Annotated in this window: 17 protein-coding genes and 1 pseudogene; 10 read left to right on the plus strand and 8 right to left on the minus strand. The window is 72.7% G+C overall.

The window, feature by feature from the left end; translation table 11 throughout:
- Nucleotides 1-670 (plus strand): prephenate dehydrogenase/arogenate dehydrogenase family protein (locus VGD70_RS24300; RefSeq protein ID WP_331085138.1); only part of this gene is annotated, 670 nt, incomplete at its 5' end.
- A gap of 144 nt (nucleotides 671-814) precedes the next feature.
- Here VGD70_RS24300 and VGD70_RS24305 read toward each other — a convergent pair.
- Complete coding sequence (locus tag VGD70_RS24305) at nucleotides 815-1,384, minus strand: putative glycolipid-binding domain-containing protein (RefSeq protein WP_331085140.1); 570 nt, start codon at nucleotides 1,382-1,384, stop codon at nucleotides 815-817.
- A gap of 41 nt (nucleotides 1,385-1,425) precedes the next feature.
- Entirely contained in the window at nucleotides 1,426-1,641 is a 216-nt protein-coding gene (locus VGD70_RS24310; RefSeq protein WP_331085142.1) for an antitoxin, read from the minus strand.
- Nucleotides 1,642-2,072: 431 nt separating this feature from the next.
- Here VGD70_RS24310 and VGD70_RS24315 point away from each other — a divergent pair, with 431 nt between their 5' ends.
- A complete protein-coding gene (locus tag VGD70_RS24315) occupies nucleotides 2,073-3,140 on the plus strand; it encodes a hypothetical protein (protein ID WP_331085144.1) in 1,068 nt (355 codons plus the stop codon).
- Between the two features lie 16 nt (nucleotides 3,141-3,156).
- On the opposite strand, the gene VGD70_RS24320 is transcribed toward VGD70_RS24315, so the two are convergent.
- Together VGD70_RS24320 and VGD70_RS24325 are read right to left on the minus strand one after the other, a co-directional pair.
- Nucleotides 3,157-4,815, minus strand: coding sequence for a DUF885 domain-containing protein (locus VGD70_RS24320; RefSeq protein WP_331085146.1), 1,659 nt, complete (start codon nucleotides 4,813-4,815; stop codon nucleotides 3,157-3,159).
- 9 nt (nucleotides 4,816-4,824) lie between these two features.
- Nucleotides 4,825-5,331: a GbsR/MarR family transcriptional regulator gene (locus VGD70_RS24325; protein ID WP_331085148.1), complete on the minus strand. Its 507-nt coding sequence runs from the start codon at nucleotides 5,329-5,331 to the stop codon at nucleotides 4,825-4,827.
- Nucleotides 5,332-5,415: 84 nt separating this feature from the next.
- Between VGD70_RS24325 and VGD70_RS24330 the strand changes: the two genes are divergently transcribed.
- Nucleotides 5,416-6,348, plus strand: coding sequence for an ABC transporter ATP-binding protein (locus tag VGD70_RS24330; RefSeq protein ID WP_331085150.1), 933 nt, complete (start codon nucleotides 5,416-5,418; stop codon nucleotides 6,346-6,348).
- Nucleotides 6,345-8,012: an ABC transporter permease gene (locus tag VGD70_RS24335; protein ID WP_331085152.1), complete on the plus strand. Its 1,668-nt coding sequence runs from the start codon at nucleotides 6,345-6,347 to the stop codon at nucleotides 8,010-8,012. Before VGD70_RS24330 ends, VGD70_RS24335 begins: the two co-directional genes overlap by 4 nt.
- Before the next feature lie 51 nt (nucleotides 8,013-8,063).
- On the opposite strand, the gene VGD70_RS24340 is transcribed toward VGD70_RS24335, so the two are convergent.
- Nucleotides 8,064-8,633 (minus strand): hypothetical protein, encoded by a 570-nt coding sequence (locus VGD70_RS24340; RefSeq protein ID WP_331085154.1) that lies wholly within the window; start codon nucleotides 8,631-8,633, stop codon nucleotides 8,064-8,066.
- On the minus strand, nucleotides 8,630-9,097 hold the full coding sequence (locus VGD70_RS24345) for a hypothetical protein (protein WP_331085156.1): 468 nt from the start codon (nucleotides 9,095-9,097) through the stop codon (nucleotides 8,630-8,632). Before VGD70_RS24345 ends, VGD70_RS24340 begins: the two co-directional genes overlap by 4 nt.
- 143 nt (nucleotides 9,098-9,240) lie before the next feature.
- Here VGD70_RS24345 and VGD70_RS24350 point away from each other — a divergent pair, with 143 nt between their 5' ends.
- Nucleotides 9,241-10,560 carry an MFS transporter gene (locus VGD70_RS24350; RefSeq protein WP_331085158.1) on the plus strand — a complete coding sequence of 440 codons (1,320 nt, stop codon included), beginning with the start codon at nucleotides 9,241-9,243 and terminating at the stop codon, nucleotides 10,558-10,560.
- Here the strand turns inward: VGD70_RS24350 and VGD70_RS24355 are convergent.
- A complete protein-coding gene (locus VGD70_RS24355; protein ID WP_331085160.1) occupies nucleotides 10,505-11,674 on the minus strand; it encodes a DUF4241 domain-containing protein in 1,170 nt (389 codons plus the stop codon). The genes VGD70_RS24350 and VGD70_RS24355 overlap by 56 nt on opposite strands.
- A gap of 51 nt (nucleotides 11,675-11,725) precedes the next feature.
- On the opposite strand from VGD70_RS24355, the gene VGD70_RS24360 reads away from it, so the two are divergent.
- The 5 genes and pseudogenes from VGD70_RS24360 (at nucleotide 11,726) to VGD70_RS24380 (ending at nucleotide 15,462) form a co-directional block, all read left to right on the plus strand.
- Nucleotides 11,726-12,496 (plus strand): PIG-L family deacetylase, encoded by a 771-nt coding sequence (locus VGD70_RS24360; RefSeq protein ID WP_331085162.1) that lies wholly within the window; start codon nucleotides 11,726-11,728, stop codon nucleotides 12,494-12,496.
- Complete coding sequence (gene pcaB, locus VGD70_RS24365; RefSeq protein ID WP_331085164.1) at nucleotides 12,496-13,800, plus strand: 3-carboxy-cis,cis-muconate cycloisomerase; 1,305 nt, start codon at nucleotides 12,496-12,498, stop codon at nucleotides 13,798-13,800. The genes VGD70_RS24360 and pcaB overlap by 1 nt, the downstream gene beginning before the upstream one ends.
- Nucleotides 13,797-14,546 (plus strand): annotated as a pseudogene (gene pcaD, locus VGD70_RS24370) (3-oxoadipate enol-lactonase); the annotation flags it as partial. The gene pcaB and the pseudogene pcaD, both read left to right, overlap by 4 nt.
- A gap of 30 nt (nucleotides 14,547-14,576) precedes the next feature.
- Complete coding sequence (gene pcaC, locus VGD70_RS24375) at nucleotides 14,577-14,927, plus strand: 4-carboxymuconolactone decarboxylase (protein WP_331085170.1); 351 nt, start codon at nucleotides 14,577-14,579, stop codon at nucleotides 14,925-14,927.
- A complete protein-coding gene (locus VGD70_RS24380) occupies nucleotides 14,920-15,462 on the plus strand; it encodes an NADPH-dependent FMN reductase (RefSeq protein WP_331085166.1) in 543 nt (180 codons plus the stop codon). The genes pcaC and VGD70_RS24380 overlap by 8 nt, the downstream gene beginning before the upstream one ends.
- Nucleotides 15,463-15,956: 494 nt before the next feature.
- On the opposite strand, the gene VGD70_RS24385 is transcribed toward VGD70_RS24380, so the two are convergent.
- A partial coding sequence (locus VGD70_RS24385) for an IS4 family transposase (RefSeq protein ID WP_331085168.1) occupies nucleotides 15,957-16,828 on the minus strand: 872 nt, incomplete at its 5' end.

Below are 16,828 nucleotides of genomic sequence, written 5' to 3' on the forward strand. Positions count from 1 at the left end.
CGACGCGGTCGGGCGGCTCGTGCCGGCCGCGCGGTACGCCGGCGGCCACCCGATGGCGGGGCGGTCGGAGTCCGGGTGGGTGGCGGGGTCGGAGACGTTGTTCGACGGCGCGCCGTGGGTCGTCGTGGCCGACGAGGAGACCGACCCGGCGGCGTGGCGGGAGGCGGCGGCGCTGGCGCTGGACTGCGGAGCGCACGTCGTGCCGACCACCGCGGGCGAGCACGACGCGGCGGTGGCGCGGGTGTCGCACCTGCCGCACCTGCTGGCCGCCGTGCTGGCGGCGACCGGCGCGGACGGTGGGCCGCTCGCGCTGGCGCTGGCGGCGGGGTCGTTCACCGACGGGACGCGGGTGGCGGGCACCAGGCCGGAGCTGGTGCTGGCGATGTGCGAGGGGAACCGGCCGGCATTGCTGAACGCGGTCGACGACGCGCTCGGCCGGCTGGGCGCGGCCCGCGGCGCACTGGCGTCGACGGGCGGCCTCGCGGCGACCGTCGGCTCGGGCAACGCGGCCCGCACGGAGCTGACGCACGTGCGGACGGGCCCGAAGGAGGAGGTCCACGTGAACCTCACCGACCCGGAGGCCTTCGAGGACCTGCGTTCCCTTGGCGCGGGCGGCGGCCGGATCCTGCGCATCGACGACAACGTGGCGATCGCCGAGCTGCCCGGCTAGCCGCCTCCCCGGGATTTGAAAGTGTGCGTTGCGTCCCGGCGAACAGTGCGGGTATCGAGGTGGATGGTGGCCGGGTGCCGTCACGGTCCCCTGAGGTTCCGGTGGTCGGCGCAGGACTTCACCCGATGATCTACGAGACAGGCCTTATACGCGCTTGGCTATGCCTGGGTAGTCGATGACCAGGCCGTCGGGGTCGACGGTGAGGTTCGTGGAGAACTCCGGGACGGTGTAGTTGATCACGGCGCCCTTGTCGTCGATGGAGACCGTCTTGTACGTCTGGTGGACCAGGCGCATCGACAGGTCCGGCATCGACACGTACAGCACCGGCAGCTCGTGCTCACCCGGCTGCCGGTGCAGGCCTAACCGGCGGATGGGCAGTGCGGTGAACGACACCAGGCCGGCCACGTCGACGTCCGCGGCGCCGTCGAACTCGTTGCGGGCCGCGCCCTGGCCGTGGTCGATCAGCCACACGCCGTCCTCGGTGCGGCCCACCGAGACCTGGCGCTCCTCGTCCGCGGTGACGGTGCGTAAGAAGCCCTTGCCGACGTCACCGGTGCGGGCCACCGTGAACTCGAACGACGCGCTGAACGCCTCCGCACCCGTGCCGGGATCGGCGGCGGCGACGACCCGGCCGGACGCCCGCAGCCGGCTGCCGGAGACCAGCAGGCGCACCGACTCCAGGCGCGGCGCGGCCACGCCCTGCCAGGTGATCATGAGTGGCTTGCGCGTCGAGCCCGAGCCAGGTGGCGGGGTGCTCACTTCTCGGTGGCGTCCGGGGTGGCCGAGCCGGGGCCGGGACGGTGGGGGATGGCGTCCTGGATCTTGTCGACGACCTTGTCCACCTGCTCGTCGTGGCCGAAGCGCTTCTTCGCGAAGTCGCCTGCCTTCTCGACACCCTGCTCGATCTTGTCACCGTGCTTCTCGACGAGGCCCTCGGCCTTGTTCTTCAGTTCACCGAAGTCGATGCCCATGATTGCTCCTCCACGCTCGATCAACCGGTGGCCGCGAACCAAACTTACTACGGCCGATGGTGGCCCTCCCCCGGCAATTCCGGAGGCAGGGCCACCATCGGATGACCTTACGGCGAGCCGCTCGGGTGCGCCTGCGGTGCCGCGGGAACACCAGCGAGCCGACCCCGCGCCCACGGGCGGCCCGACGACCGACGCGCCGGTCTCGGCCGGGCCGCCCGGTGTTCCTCGGCCGCGGGGCCGGGGTCGGTGAGTACGGCGGCCAGCGTGCCGTGCCGCGCACGGGGTAGCCGTCGTGCGGGCTCCAGTTGATCTTGTCGCGGTTCTCGTGGGTACCGGACCGTTTTCTCCCGCGGAACCCGGCCACTCCGATAGCACACCGTTACCTCGGTGAGCCTCCGCGCGGCGTGCCCCGGCCGACTACTGTCCGGGGTGTGACCGGATGGCAGGGCAACGAGGGGAACCAGGGCGGGTGGAACCAGCCGCCGAACCCCTACGGCGGCGATCCGTACGGCCCCCAGGGCACCGCGCCGTACAACGCCAACCCGTACGGGCAGCCCGACCCCTATGCCCAACCGGACCCGTACGCCCAGCCGAACCCGGGCCCGAACCCGTACGCGCAACCCGACCCGTACGCCCAGGGCGGCTACGGCCAGGACCCGTACGGCGGGCAGTACAACCCGTACCAGACGGGCGGTTTCCCCGCGCAGGACTACGGTCCCCCGCCGCCGCCCCCGCGCCGGTCGAAGCTGCCGATGATCCTCGGCGTGCTCGCGATCGTGATCATCGTCGGCGCGGTGGTGGCGATCGTGCTCGTCAACCGGGACGGCGGCGGGTCCTCGGCCGGGCCGTCCGACTCGACCGCGGCATCGACGCCGAAGCAGACCTCGGACCAGCCGTCGACCTCCGGTGAGTCCTCGTCCGGACCGACCAGCGGCCCGGGGGCCAAGCAGGGCTGGCAGCCCGTCGACAACACCGCCGACGCCGGCCTCACCTACGAGGTGCCCGACGACTGGAAGACGTCGACGAGCCCGCGGCCCAGTGGGCTGGGTGTCGACTTCACCGGTTCGGCCGACTACGGCATCTACAACTGCGAGGGCGGCGGCTACATCCGCAGCTTCGCGGCCAGCGGCGACGTGCAGGGCAAGAACGGCGCCGCGCTCGACCTCACCAAGACCGTGAAGGACTTCGCGAAGTCCTTCGGCACGGGCTACTTCAAGGACACGGCGAAGGTCGACGTGCCCGAGCCGACGAAGATCGAGGTCGACGGCAAGCAGGCCATGACCCTCAACGCCACCGTGACGCCGCAGGTCACCAAGCCGAAGTGCGAGGCGACGAAGGGGGAGATCGCGATCGTCGGCGTGCTGCTCGAGGCGCAGGGCAAGCCGGCCGGGGTCGCGATGCTGGTCGTGGTGAGCGACGTGACCGGCGGCCCGGCCGACCCGAAGCCCCTGCCGACCTCGGTGGCGAAGGACATCCTGGCGACGGTAAAGGTCGGCTAGTTTCCCGCGCCGGACACTAGCTGGGTGACCAGGCGGTGACGACCTCGTCGAGCACGGCCAACGGGAGAGGGCCGTTGCCCAGCACCACGTCGTGGAAGGCCTTGATGTCGAAGCGGTCGCCCAGGCGGGTCTCGGCGGCCGTGCGCATTCGCTGGATCTCCAGGCGGCCGACCATGTACGCCAGCGCCTGGCCGGGCTCGGCGATGTAGCGGTCGATCTCGCTGCCGATCTCGAGGTCGGACATCGGCGTGTTGTCGCGCAGGAAGCCGATCGCCTGGGCGCGGCTCCAGCCCTTGTGGTGCATGCCCGTGTCGACCACGAGCCGGCCCGCGCGCATGGAGTCCATCGCGAGCATGCCGAGCCGGGAAACCTCCGAGCTGTACAGACCCATCTCGTCGGCCAGGCGCTCGGTGTAGAGGCCCCAGCCCTCCGCGTACGCGTTGGACGTGACGACCCGGCGGAACATCGGCAGGTGGGTCAGCTCCTGGGCGAGCGCGATCTGGAAGTGGTGCCCTGGCACGGCCTCGTGGAACGCAGTGACCTCGGACTCGAACCGGTACCGCTCCTCGGGCCGGTGCGTGTTGGCGACGTAGGTCCCCGGCCGCTTGCCGTCCATCGACGGCCACACGTAGTACGCGGCGGCCGCGCCCGGCGCGTCGGCCGGCGGCACCGGCTCGACCTTGCACTGCGAGCTCGCCAGCCGGCCGAACCAGCCGGGCGCCGCGGCCTCGGCCCGGGTGACCGCCGAGCGGGCCGACTCGAGCAGCTCGTCGGCGTCGCGCCAGCGCGTCGCCGGGTCGGTGGTCATGCGGGTGAAGATCTCGGCGCGGTCCCGGGTGCCGAAGACCCGCGAGCCGATCTCGGCGTACTCCTCGGTGAGCCGGGCGATGACGTCCAGGCCCGTCTGGTGCAGCTCCTCGGGAGTCCGGTCGGTGCTCGTGTGGACACGGGCCAGGCCGGTGTACATCGCGTCGCCGCCGGGGAGCCAGCACAGGCCGACGTGTGACTCGTCGCGGCCGTGCTGGGCGAGCTCGCCGGACAGGACGTCGCGGTAGCGGGCGAAGGCCGGGTGGACCACGTCGGCCAGTACCCGGTCCCGCTCGGTGCGGAACGACTCCGCGTCGAACGAGGGGCGGGTCAGCGGGTCCTCGTCCGCGCCGAAGTAGCGGTCGACGTGCTCGACGGCCGCGCGGACCAGGCGCGCCACCGGCACCCGGCCGGCGGCGACCCCCGAGCGGTGCCGCTCGGCGACCGTGTCGAGGAACGCCGGCACGGCGCGCAGCCGGTTCAGGTAGGACTCGGCCTGCCCGGCGTCGGACAGCACGATCACCGGCAGCATCGCGATCAGCTCGGCCGCCGGGCCGACGAACGTGTCGGAGATCGTGTACTCGACGCCGCGCGCGTCGACCTCGGTGACCAGCTGGCCGGCGTGGTGCACGACCGCCGACCTGGTCACCGCGTCGTCGGCGGGGAGCCCCGAGACGTCGAGGGCCGACGCGCGGGCGGCGATGTCGAGCGCCTTGGCCCGGACCGCCTGCTGCGCCTGCTCGGACCGGTCGCTCAGCTTGTCGTCGTGGCCGGGCAGCCCGAGGACGGTCGCCCACACGGGGTCGGCGTCGCAGACGAGCTCGAGCAACTCGTCGGCGAGGGGGTGCACGGGGTTCGCGTCGGACACCCTGCCAACCTACTCAACCTCGCGGACCCGGCTCCCGTGCTCGCGTTGGTAGTCGCGCCACCGCTGCAGCATGCTCGGGACCTCCCCGCGGAGGAAGTCGAAGAACTTGCGGCTCTCGTCGAGGCGGGCGCCTGCCTTGGTGTCGATGCCGACGGCCGCGGCGCCGTCGGCGAGCAGCGTCGCCCACGTCTCCAGCTGCTTGTCCCGGTTGGCGTACGCCTCGAACCAGAGGTCGTCGGTGACCTCGTAGTGGTCGCGCCGCTCGCCGGGGTCGCGGGCCCGCAGGACGAGCCCGACCTGCGCCAGGTACCGGACCGCGCCGGAGATCGCGGCCGGGCTCACGCTCAGCTGCTCGGCCAGCTCCCCCGCGGTGCGTTTGCCCTCCTCGGCAACCAGCAGCGCGCCGAACACCCGCGCCGGCATCCGGGGCACCCCCGCCTCGACCATGATCAGCGCGAACCGTTCGACGAACCGCGCCACCGCGTCCTCATCGGGCTCGTTCGTCACGTTCTGCATCATCCACTCCGGTCGTGTGATCTCGATCAGTTTATACGGTTTCTTAACTTCACAACTTTGTGAAATCACTGTACGTTCGTGGGCATGACAACCGCAATCTCCGTGTCCGGCCTGGTCAAGACGTTCGGCCAGACACGCGCGCTGGACGGGTTGGATCTGACGGTCCACACCGGCGAGGTGCACGGGTTTCTCGGCCCCAACGGGGCGGGGAAGTCGACGACCATCCGCGTGCTGCTCGGCCTGCTCCGTGCCGACTCCGGCGACCTCCAACTGCTCGGCGGCGACCCGTGGACCGACGCCACCTCCCTGCACCGCAGGCTCGCCTACGTGCCCGGCGACGTCTCGCTGTGGCCGAACCTGTCCGGGGGCGAGGTGATCGACCTGCTCGGCCGGCTGCGTGGCGGCCTGGACCCGAAGCGGCGGGCCGACCTCCTCGAGCGCTTCGACCTGGACCCGACGAAGAAGGGCCGCACCTACTCCAAGGGCAACCGGCAGAAGGTCGCCCTGGTGGCCGCGCTGTCCTCGGACGTCGAGCTGCTGATCCTGGACGAGCCGACCTCCGGGCTGGACCCGCTGATGGAGGCCGTGTTCCAGGACTGCATCGCCGAGGAGCACGACCGCGGCCGCACGGTGCTGCTGTCGAGCCACGTCCTCGCCGAGGTCGAGGCCCTGTGCCAGCGGGTGAGCATCATCCGGCTGGGTCGCACGGTCGAGACCGGCACGCTGTCCGAGCTGCGCCACCTCACCCGCACGTCGATCTCCGCCGAGGTCGCCACCGTGCCCGACGGTCTGGCGAAGCTCCCGGGCGTGCACGACCTCAAGGTCGACGGCAACCAGGTGAAGTTCGACGTCGACACCAAGGACCTCGACGCCGTGCTGCGCAAGCTCGCCGAGGCCGGCGTGCGCAGCCTCACGAGCCAGCCGCCGACGCTGGAGGAGCTGTTCCTGCGCCACTACGAGGCCGACCTCACGCTCGAGGACGGCAGGAACGGCCGGCACGCGGTGGTATCACAGTGACCATCAACCCGACCACCACGGCCCTGCCCACCACCGAACGGCCGGCCCGCGCGGCGGCCACCGGCCGGCGGGACGTCTTCGTCGGCACCGGCGCGCTGCTGCGCCTGGGGCTGCGCCGGGACCGGATCGTCGCGACGGTGTGGATCTTGCTGTTCGTCGCGATGGCCGCGGGCTCCGCGTCGGCGTCGCAGAGCCTCTTCACGACGATGGAGTCGCGGCTGCGGGCCGCGGCCGCGGTCAACGACACGCCGGCCACGCTCGCGCTGTACGGCCGGGTGTTCGACCCGGCCTCGCTCGGCGCGGTCTCGATGTTCAAGCTCGGCGCGATGGGTGCCGCGCTGGTGGCCCTGGTCGCGATCTTCACCGTGGTCCGGCACACCCGCGCCGAGGAGGAGACCGGCCGGCTCGAGCTGATCGGCGCCACCGTCGTCGGCCGCTACGCCGCGCTCACCGCCGCGCTGCTGCTGTCCGTCGGCACCACGCTGGCGCTGGCCCTGCTCACCGCGCTCAGCCTGGTCGGCGCGGGCCTGCCGGCCGGTGGCGCGCTCGCGTTCGGGCTGTCCTGGGCCGGCGCGGGCATCGCGTTCGCCGCGGTCGGCGCGGTGGCCGCGCAGGTCACGGAGAGCGCGCGGACCGCGAACGGGCTGGGTGCCGCGGTGCTCGCGACCGCCTACGTGCTGCGGGCCGCGGGCGACGCGTCCGGGGTGGACACGTCGTCGTGGCTGTCGTGGCTCTCGCCGATCGGCTGGGCGCAGCAGGTCCGGCCGTTCGCCGGGGACCGCTGGTGGGTGCTCGGCTACCTGGTGGCCTTCGCGGTGCTGGTGACCGTGGCCGCGTACGCGCTGGTGGCCCGGCGCGACCACGGCGCGGGCCTGCTGGCGCAGCGGCCCGGTCGCCCGGCGGCGGGCCCGCGGCTGCGCACGCCGCTGGCGCTCGCGGTCCGGCTGCACCGGGGCGGGCTCACCGGCTGGCTCGTGGGGGTCGCGCTCGGCGGCCTGGCGATGGGCAGCATCGCCTCCCAGGTCGGCCAGTTCGCCGACACTCCGCAGGCCCGCGACATGATCATGAAGCTGGGTGGCCAGCGCGGCCTCACCGACGCGTTCCTGTCGGCGGAGATGGCGATCCTCGCGCTGGTCGTGTCCGCGTACGGGATCTCGGCGGCGCTGCGGCTGCGGGCCGAGGAGACGGCCGGCCGGGCCGAGCCGATCCTCGCGACCCGGGTGAGCAGGCTGCGGTGGGCGGCGAGCCACGTGGTGGTCGCGCTGGCCGGCACGACGGCGCTGATGGTGGTGATCGGCGTGGGCGCGGGCTTCGCGCACGGCGCGGCGACCGGCAACATGGCCGAGATCGGCCGGGTCCTGGTGGCCGCGCTCGCGCAGCTGCCCGCGGTGTGGGTGCTGACCGGCATCACGATCGCGGTGTCCGGCCTCGCGCCGGGGCTGATCATGATCGGCTGGGGCGCGCTGGTGTTGTTCCTGGTGCTGGGTCAGCTCGGCTCGGTGCTGGGCCTGCCGCAGTGGACGATGGACCTGTCGCCGTTCACCCACTCGCCCAAGCTGCCCGGCGGTGAGCTGTCCGCGACGCCGCTGATCATGCTCACCCTGATCGCCGCGATCCTGGTGACGATCGGCTTGTCCGCGTTCCGCCGCCGCGACATCGGCTGAGAAACCCCGTCGGGAAGGCGCCTTCCGGTCTCCGGGAGGCGCCTTTCGCGTTCAACCGCCCTGGTTGACCTGGCCGAGGTCGCTCGCCTTCCAGCCGTCCGGCGTCCTCTCGAGCCCGACGCGCAGCCGCAACCGCTTCGCGGTCTGCGCCGAGCCGGCCAGCTCGACCTGGACCGACGTGGCGACCAGGACCTGCGCGGTGCCCTTGTCGGCGTTCACCTCCTCGGCGGCCGCGGCGAGCACCGAGCCCGTGCTCACCGACTTCGCCTTGGTGACCGCGTCGGTCATCTGCTGGCGGTTGTTGCGCAGCTGGTCGAGCAGCGGGCCGGTCGCGAGCCCCTCCCACTCGGCGAGGCCGGCATCGAGCCGGCGGTAGTCCAGGGTGTTGAACACCTTCGCGACCTCCTCGGCCGCGGCGAGCGCCTCGTCGCGGGCGGTGGCGAGGCGGTCGTCCTCCGACGGCGCCGTCGAGGTCGCCGTCGGCGCGGCCGCCAGCGGCTCGGTCGAGTCGTTCTTGACCACGACCAGCACGATGACCCCGGCGACGACCAGGCCGAGCACGAGCCCGACGGCGACGAGCAACGGCGTCCGGCTCCGCCGCGGCGGTGGTGGGGTGATCATCGGCCCTCGAAGGTGTCGATCTCGGACGCGAGCCACTGGCCGTCCACCTGGCGCAGCGACAGCAGGAACATCGCGGCGCCGGTCGTGCTCGCCCCGGTGGCCCCGCGGGTCGCGGTCTGGTCCAGGTACGCGAGCACCTTGGCGCGGTCGCCGGTGAGTTCCTGTGCCGCGGCGGCGACGACCGTGCTGCTCAGCGTCAGCTTCTCGGCGGGTGCCGCGTCGAGCACGGCGCTGAACAGCTCGCGGTAGCGGTCCTTGAAGTGACCGGTGGACAGCTCCTCGACGCGCCGCTCGTGTCCGGCGAGGTCGCGGTAGTCGTAGGAGAACAGCTTCTCGCTCAGCGACGTCGCGCGGGCGACCAGCGCCTGGGTGGCGGCCGCGTCGACCAGCGCGAGGTTCGCCGGCTTGCCGCGCGCGGCCGCCGGGGTCGACCCGACGACCGCCAGCACGGCGACCACGAGCATCGCTTTACCCAGCCCCCATCGTGACATGTGACCTTGTATAGCAGTCGGGATCCGGAATGCGTGGCGCGATCATGTGGTTGACGCGAAGCGGACGCAGACGACGCGGACACAGACGACGACGTGGTTGGGGACGGTGATCGCGGGTGGGCGCCGCACCAGGGTCGACGCGGGCGCACCCCACCCGGTTACCCGGCGAGGTCTGGGTCCTCGTCGCCGCCAACTTCGTGATCGCCGCCGGGTTCGGCCTGGTCGCCCCCGCGCTGCCCACGTTCGCGCGCAGCTTCAACGTCTCCGTCACCGCCGCGTCCATCGTGGTCAGCGCGTTCGCGGTGGCCCGGCTGGTGTTCGCGCCGGCCAGCGGGCGGCTCGTCGGCCTGCTCGGCGAGCGGCGGGTGTACCTGGCCGGCATCTCGATCGTCGCGGTCACCACCGGGGCGTGCGCGTTCGCCTCCGCGTACTGGCAGCTGGTGCTGTTCCGCTCGGTCGGCGGCATCGGCTCGACGATGTTCACCGTGTCCGCGATCGCGCTGCTGATCCGGGTCACCCCGGTGCCGCTGCGCGGGCGGGCGTCGGGCCTGTGGGGCACGGGCTTCCTGCTGGGCAACGTGATGGGCCCGCTGCTGGGTGGCGGCCTGATCACCATCTCGGTGCGCGCGCCGTTCCTGGTCTACGCCGGCATGCTGTTCATCGCCGTGGCCATCGTGTGGTGGTTCCTGCGCGACTCCCCGCTCGCCGCGCCGGTCGGCGACGGCGACGCACCCGCGATCACCCTGCGCGCGGCGTTCCGGCACCGCGGCTACGTCGCCGCGCTCGGCTCGAGCTTCGCCAACGGCTGGGCCGTGTTCGGCGTGCGGGTGTCGCTGGTGCCGCTGTTCGTCGAGGAGGTGCTGCGCCGCGACGGCGCGTTCGCCGGCACCGCGCTCGCCGTGTTCGCCGCCGGCAACGTGGCCATGCTCATGTTCTCCGGCAGGCTCGCCGACACCATCGGGCGCAAGCCGATCATCCTCGTCGGGCTGCTCGTGTCCGGGGGCGGCACGATCTGGGTCGGCTTCACCGACACGGTCCCGCTGTTCCTCGCCGCCACCGTCGTCGCCGGGCTCGGCGCGGGCCTGCTCTCTCCGCCGCAGCAGGCGACGATCGCCGACGTCATCGGCTCGAAGGGCCGCGGCGGGCCGGTGCTCGCCGCGTTCCAGATGTCGGCCGACATCGGCGCCGTGATCGGCCCCGTCGCCGCCGGCATGCTCGCCGACCAGCTGTCCTACACCGCCGCGTTCACCGTCACCGGCGCGCTGTGCCTGGTGGCCGCGCTGGTCTGGCTGCCCGCGCCGGAGACGCTGCCGCGCGACGCCGACGACGAGGCCCCGGCGGTCCACCCGTCCGCCGAGGAGGCGCTCGCCGCCGAAGGGGTCAGTCCAGCCGCTTCGCGTGCGCCAGCACCAGGAAGTCCACCACGAAGCACGTGAGCTTGCCGTCGACGTCGCGGCCGACCCACACCGGGTAGGAGCCGTCGCCCCAGCCCGACTCGACGGTGATCAGGTTCGCGCCGGACGCGGGTTCGGGCACCTCGTGCGCCCAGCCCTCCATGTCGTCGTAGGCGTCCTCGATGGTGTCCTCGTAGGCCTGCGCGACCTCGGCGTCGACGAGCGCGACCCGGCCGCCGTCCACGCCGACGCCGAAGAACTCGCCGTCGCCGAGCAGCAGCTCGTGCTCGCCGGGCCGCCACGCGTTGTCCCACGTGACCGTCGGCCGGCCCCACACCGGCAGCCGGCACGCGGCGACCCGGGTGTGGTCCGGGTTGTCCGCGAACCGCACGACCGCCACCTCCAGCGGGTACTCGCCGGGCGGCACGGTCTCGACGAACGGCGTGACCTCGTGCATCCACGGGTCCGGGTCCGCGACGACCAGCCGGCCGCTCGGCAGCCGCAGCCGGCCCCCGTCGGCGATCTCGACGGTGACCTCGCTGCCGTCGTCGAGGGTGAACCGCGTGCCCGGCTCGAAGGTCTCCTCCAGCTGGCGCGGCCGCGTGGGCACCGGCGGGCGCCACGGCAGCTCCTCCAGCGGCGCGGCCGGCTCCAGCGGGTCGGCCCGCACGATCGTCGGGCCCACGTCGCCGACCACGGCCGACCAGTCGCCGAACGCCGGCACCGCGTGCGAGGTCGGGTCGACCACCAGGTCCGGCCGGTCCTGCCAGTTGCCCGAGGACACCCGGCGCTGGCCGTCCACGTGGTACTGCGCGGTCCAGTACGGGTGGCGCCACTGCGGCTCGCCGGCGTGGAACTCCGCCGTGTCCGCCTCGTACGCCCACTGTCTGGCCTCCAGCAGCACCAGCCGGTCCTCGGGCCAGCGGCGGAACTCGAGCTTGCGCTCGCGGCGGCCCTGCTCGTCGAAGTACCAGACGGCGGCGTGCTGGGCCGACCAGCAGATCTCGACGAGCACGTGCGGCCGCTCGTCGGTGAACACCATGGCGTACTGGTCGCCGGCGAAGTCTCGTTCGCGGGCGGCCGACTCCGGCAGCGGGCGCACGATCGACCGGGTGCCGGGGTCCCAGCCTTCGCAGTACACGATCTCGACGGTCACCTGCGCATCCTGGCAGGCGCATACCGGCGGCCGCTCGCGTAGGTTCGCGACATGGCGACGATGGTGACCTTCCATGCCCATCCCGACGACGAGTGCATCACCTGTGGCGGCGTGATGCGCAAGGCCGCGGACGAGGGGCATCGGGTGGTGCTGGTGGTGGCGACCCGCGGTGAGCTGGGCGAGGTGCCGGAGGGGTTCCTCGGCGACGACGAGGAGCTGTGGCAGCGGCGGGTGAAGGAGACCCACGACGCGGCCGGGATTCTTGGCGCGGCGCGCGTGGAGTTCCTGGGCTACACCGACTCCGGGATGATGGGCGAGCCGACGAACGACGTGCCGGGGACGTTCTGGACCGCGCCGGTCGAGGAGGCCGCCGGGCGGCTGGCCGCGATCCTGCGCGCGGAGAACGCCGACGTCCTCACCGTGTACGACGACCACGGCGGGTACGGGCACCCGGACCACATCCAGGTCCACCGGGTGGGCATGCGGGCCGCCGAGCTCGCCAGCACGCCGAAGGTGTTCCAGGCGACCATGAACCGGGACCGCGCGACCCGCGGCCGCACCGAGTTCGCCGAGCGCGCGGGGATCGAGCTGCCGGACCTGGGGGACGACTTCGGCTCGCCGGAGTCGGTCATCACCACGGCGGTGGACGTGTCCTCCTACGTGACGTACAAGCGGCAGGCGATGCGCGCGCACGCGAGCCAGATCAGCGAGCAGTCGTTCTTCCTCGCGATGCCGGACGAGGCGTTCGGGTTCACCTTCGGCACCGAGTGGTTCATCCGGGAGGGCGCCGAGTCGATGTCCGAGTCGGACCTGTTCGGCTGATGCTCTTCGACGAGGTCCTGGCCGCCGGGCCGGTGCGGGCGCTGGTGGCCGACGACGCGTGGCTGCAGGCGATGCTCGACGCGGAGGCCGCGCTGGCCGGGGCCCAGGCGGAGGTCGGGCTGATCCCCGCCGAGGCGGCGGCCGCGATCGCCGAGGTGTGCGAGGCGTCCCGGTACGACCTGGCCGCGCTGGCCCGCTCGGCGGCCGCGTCGGGCAACCCGGCGGCGCCGCTGGCGCGGGCGATCACCGAGCAGGTGGGCGGGCCCGCCTCCCGGTATGTCCACTTCGGAGCGACGAGCCAGGACATCGTCGACACGGCCGCGATGTCGGTCGCGCGGTCCGCCGTCGCGGCGGTGCTGGCCGACGTGGCCGCCTGCCGCGCCTCGCTCGCCGCGCTGGCCGTGGCGCACCGGGACACGGTCCAGGCCGGCCGGACCTTGTTGCAGCAGGCGCTGCCGACGTCGTTCGGGCTGGTGGCCGCGAGCTGGCTGGCGGCGCTCGGGTCGGCCGGGGCCGCGCTGCGGTCGGTGTCGCTGCCGGCGCAGCTGGGCGGCGCGGTCGGGACGCTGGCGTCACTGGGCTCGGCCGGGCCCGCGGTGGTGGCGGCGTACGCGCGGCGGCTCGGGCTGGCCGAGCCGGCGCTGCCGTGGCACACCGACCGCGGCCCGATCGCGGCGCTGGCGGGGGCGTCGGGCCGGGTCTGCGGGACGGTGGCCAAGATCGCCGGCGACGTCGTGCTGCTGGCCCAGACGGAAGTCGGCGAGCTCACCGAGTCCGCGGGCGCGGGGGTCGGCGGCTCGTCGACGATGCCGCACAAGCAGAACCCCGTGGCGGCGATCTCGGCGCGGGCGTCGGCCGCCCGGGCGCCGGGCCTGGTCGCGACGCTCCTGGGTTCGATGGCGCACGAGCACCAGCGGGCGGCCGGCGCGTGGCACGCGGAGTGGCAGCCGCTGCGGGAGCTGTTGTGCTGCACGGGATCGGCGGTGTGGTGGCTGCGGACGAGCCTCGAGCGCCTGGCCGTGCGTCCGGACCGCATGCGAGCCAACCTCGAGCGGACGGGTGGCGCGCTGCTGGCCGAGCGGGTCACCACCGCGCTGGCGTCCTCGGTGGGGCGGCTGGTCGCGCACGACGCGGTGACCGAGTGCGTCCGCGCCGGCGGGGACCTGGCCACCCGGCTCGCGGAGCATCCCGCGCTGGGGCTGTCCCGGGAGCGTGCGGCGCGGCTGCTGGACCCGTCGGGTTATCTGGGCGCGGCGGACGTGTTCATCGACCGCGCCCTGGCCGCGTACGAGGAGGAGCGATGACCGTCGAGGTGCACCACGAGGTGGTTGGCCCGGCCGACGCACCCGCGGTGGTGCTGGCCGGCTCGCTCGGCAGTGACCTGCGGATGTGGGACCCGCAGGTGGAGCCGTTGCTGGCGGCCGGTTTCCGGGTGGTGCGCTACGACCACCGCGGGCACGGGCGCTCCCCCGCGCCGGACGGGCCGTACTCGCTGCCGGAGCTGGGCGCGGACCTGCTCGCGCTGCTCGACCGGCTCGGGCTGGCCCGGGTGTCGCTCGCCGGGCTGTCGCTGGGCGGGATGACGGGGATGTGGCTCGCCGAGCACCACCCGGAGCGCCTGGACCGGCTCGTTCTCTGCTGCACGTCGGCCGAGCTGGGCCCGCGCGAGATGTGGGCCGAGCGGGCCCGCGCCGCGCGCGAGTCCGGAATGGACAGTCTCGCCGACGCCGCGGTGGGCCGGTGGCTCACCCACGCCGGCCGCGCGGCCAACCCGCCGCTGTCGGCCTGGCTGCACGAGATGGTGGCCGGCACGAACGCGGAGGGCTACGCGTCCTGCTGCACCGCCATCGAGACGATGTCGATCGTGGACGCGCTGCCCACGATCGCCACGCCGACGCTGGTGATCGCCGGCGACCAGGACCAGGCGACCCCGCCGGAGCACGCCCGCCGCATCGCCGCGGCCATCCCCGACGCGCGGCTGGAGATCGTGCCCGGCGCCGCCCACCTCGGCAACGTCGAGCGGCCGGCGGAGTTCACCGCGCTGATCCTGAGCCACCTGCGGTCCCGCCGCGCCGCCGGGATGGAGGTCCGCCGCGCCGTCCTGGGCGACGAGCACGTGGCCCGCGCGGTGGCCGCGACCACCGACTTCACCCGGCCGTTCCAGGACTTCATCACCGAGTCGGCGTGGGGCTCGGTGTGGACCCGGCCCGGCCTGGACCGGCGGACCCGCAGCGTGGTCACGCTGACCGCGCTGACCGCGCTGCGCAGCCACGAGGAGATCCCGATGCACGTCCGCGCGGCGCTGCGCAACGGCCTGACCAGGGCGGAGATCGCGGAGATCCTGCTGCACACGGCCGTCTACGCGGGCGTGCCGGCGGGCAACTCGGCCTTCGCCATAGCCAAGCGAACCCTGGAGGAGCTCGATGAGTGAGGTCTTGCTGATCTCCGGCAGCACCCGCGCCGGCTCGACGAACGCGGCGGCTCTGCGCGCCGCGGCCGAGGTTGCCCCGGCCGGCGTGACGACCGTGACGTGGACCGGCCTGGCGTCCCTGCCAGCCTTCAACCCCGACGACGACGGCGAGTCGCCGCCCGCGCCGGTGGCCGACCTGCGTCGCGCGATCGCCGCCGCGGACGCGGTCCTGTTCTGCACGCCCGAGTACGCCGGCGCGCTGCCCGGGAGCTTCAAGAACCTGCTGGACTGGACCGTCGGCGGCGGCGAGATGTCCGGCAAGCCGGTGGCGTGGATCAACGCCGCCCCCGAAGGCCGCGGCGACAAGGCGCACGACTCCCTGGCGATCGTGCTGGGCTACCTGGACACCGACGTGATCACGAAGGCGACCGGCCGCATCCCCGTGACCCGCGACCTCCTCGGCGCGGACGGGACGGTGACCGACCCCGCGACCCGCGGCAGGCTCACCGAAGTCATGACGACGATCCGCGACCACCTGGCCGCAGGTTCGAACTGAGCCGGAGGGCGCCACGCCGGAACCGGATCGGACCTCGCCGACCCACCCTTCGGGAACACCGAACCCGGCCCAACCCGATCGGACGACCCTTGTCCGCTCGCGCGCGCGATGGCAGCCCCCGCCCACTCCGGGGGCACCCCGTGCTTCCAGTCTATCGGGAATAGCCGCAGGTCAAAGGATTCGCGTGGGCCTGTGGACAACTTCGGGGCGCGAATGGAGAGTTTCGTCGGCCTGTGGCGGTCGAGCCGCGGCTAGCCGCAATGCCGGTGGGTTAGGTGGTTGTGGCTGGTCGGCGCCGGTGCCCGGTCTTGCTGGGAGGAGTGATGCCGACGGCTGAGTGAGGCGGTCTGCTGGCCTGGTGTCGCTGGCGATGCTGGGCCCTCTTGACCGGAAAATTGCTCATCTTTCTCTTGATCACGCGTGGATAGCTCCGGTCCCTGCGCTCCGGATTGATCTCCTCAAGCACCTCAGCGAGCAGGACCCGGTAGTGATCATTATCGTGTGTGAGGGGGGAAAGATTCCGGTTTCCACACGCGGGACCGGATGATACGAACCGTGTTTTTATGCGAGATCCGATCCGGATCCAATTTCGCGTGATCAGCGGCGTCCACCTGCACGCGCATCGTGGCGTAGTGCACCGCCAGGTGCGCCCAGAACTCCTGCCGCACCCCCTCGGGCGACTTCGATCGAAAGATCTTCTCAGCGTTGAGCTGAACACTCTTGATCTGCTTCAGAAAACCCTCGACGTCCCACCGCTCGTGATACAGGATCGCGAGATCCTTCGCGGGAGCCCGCTGTGGATCCATGATCGTGGTCACCAGCCGATACACCTCATCCGATCCAGGAAGCTTGTACTCGACAACGCGCAGCCGAAACGACACCCGGCCGGACTTTCTGGGCGGGATCACCTCGGCGACGCAGGAACCATCAGCCAGCAGTTCCACCGGCCGCAGAATGAGGTTCGCGGTCACCCTCCACAGCAGGTCAGCGCCAGTATCGACCGCCTTGATCCACCGGTGGAACGAGTAGATGTTCCGATCCGCCAGCAGCAGCATGCCCGGCCGCAGCGAGGAGAACATCTCGTCGATCAACATCGTCTCCGCGGCGGCATACCCATCCATCCGGGCGTCGAACACCGCATGCGTGCCCAGTTCGATCACACAGGCCGCCTGAATCTGGGGATAGGCCGTCTTACCCTCACCACGACCTGAGCCGGGTCGCCCGAACTCGCGATCGTTGTCCTCGGTGTCCGGCACCGTGAACGTGGTCCCGTCCACCGCCGTCAACAACCAGCCCCGATACCACGCACCCCGTGTTCCCGGTCGCGCTTGCGGCGCCATCACCGCGCGCGCCGCCGTTTCCATCG

The sequence above is a fragment of the Actinophytocola sp. genome, from assembly GCF_036402745.1.
Lineage (GTDB): Bacteria > Actinomycetota > Actinomycetes > Mycobacteriales > Pseudonocardiaceae > Actinophytocola.

Bases quoted from the DNA above. Each gene is read 5' to 3' on its own strand.
- VGD70_RS24305 (WP_331085140.1), bottom strand. From the start codon at position 1,384: ATGATCACCTGGCAGGGCGTGGCCGCGCCGCGCCTGGAGTCGGTGCGC.
- VGD70_RS24310 (WP_331085142.1), bottom strand. From the start codon at position 1,641: ATGGGCATCGACTTCGGTGAACTGAAGAACAAGGCCGAGGGCCTCGTC.
- VGD70_RS24325 (WP_331085148.1), bottom strand. From the start codon at position 5,331: ATGCAGAACGTGACGAACGAGCCCGATGAGGACGCGGTGGCGCGGTTC.
- VGD70_RS24330 (WP_331085150.1), top strand. From the start codon at position 5,416: ATGACAACCGCAATCTCCGTGTCCGGCCTGGTCAAGACGTTCGGCCAG.
- VGD70_RS24340 (WP_331085154.1), bottom strand. From the start codon at position 8,633: ATGATCACCCCACCACCGCCGCGGCGGAGCCGGACGCCGTTGCTCGTC.
- VGD70_RS24345 (WP_331085156.1), bottom strand. From the start codon at position 9,097: ATGCTCGTGGTCGCCGTGCTGGCGGTCGTCGGGTCGACCCCGGCGGCC.
- VGD70_RS24360 (WP_331085162.1), top strand. From the start codon at position 11,726: ATGGCGACGATGGTGACCTTCCATGCCCATCCCGACGACGAGTGCATC.
- pcaB (WP_331085164.1), top strand. From the start codon at position 12,496: ATGCTCTTCGACGAGGTCCTGGCCGCCGGGCCGGTGCGGGCGCTGGTG.
- pcaC (WP_331085170.1), top strand. From the start codon at position 14,577: ATGGAGGTCCGCCGCGCCGTCCTGGGCGACGAGCACGTGGCCCGCGCG.
- VGD70_RS24380 (WP_331085166.1), top strand. From the start codon at position 14,920: ATGAGTGAGGTCTTGCTGATCTCCGGCAGCACCCGCGCCGGCTCGACG.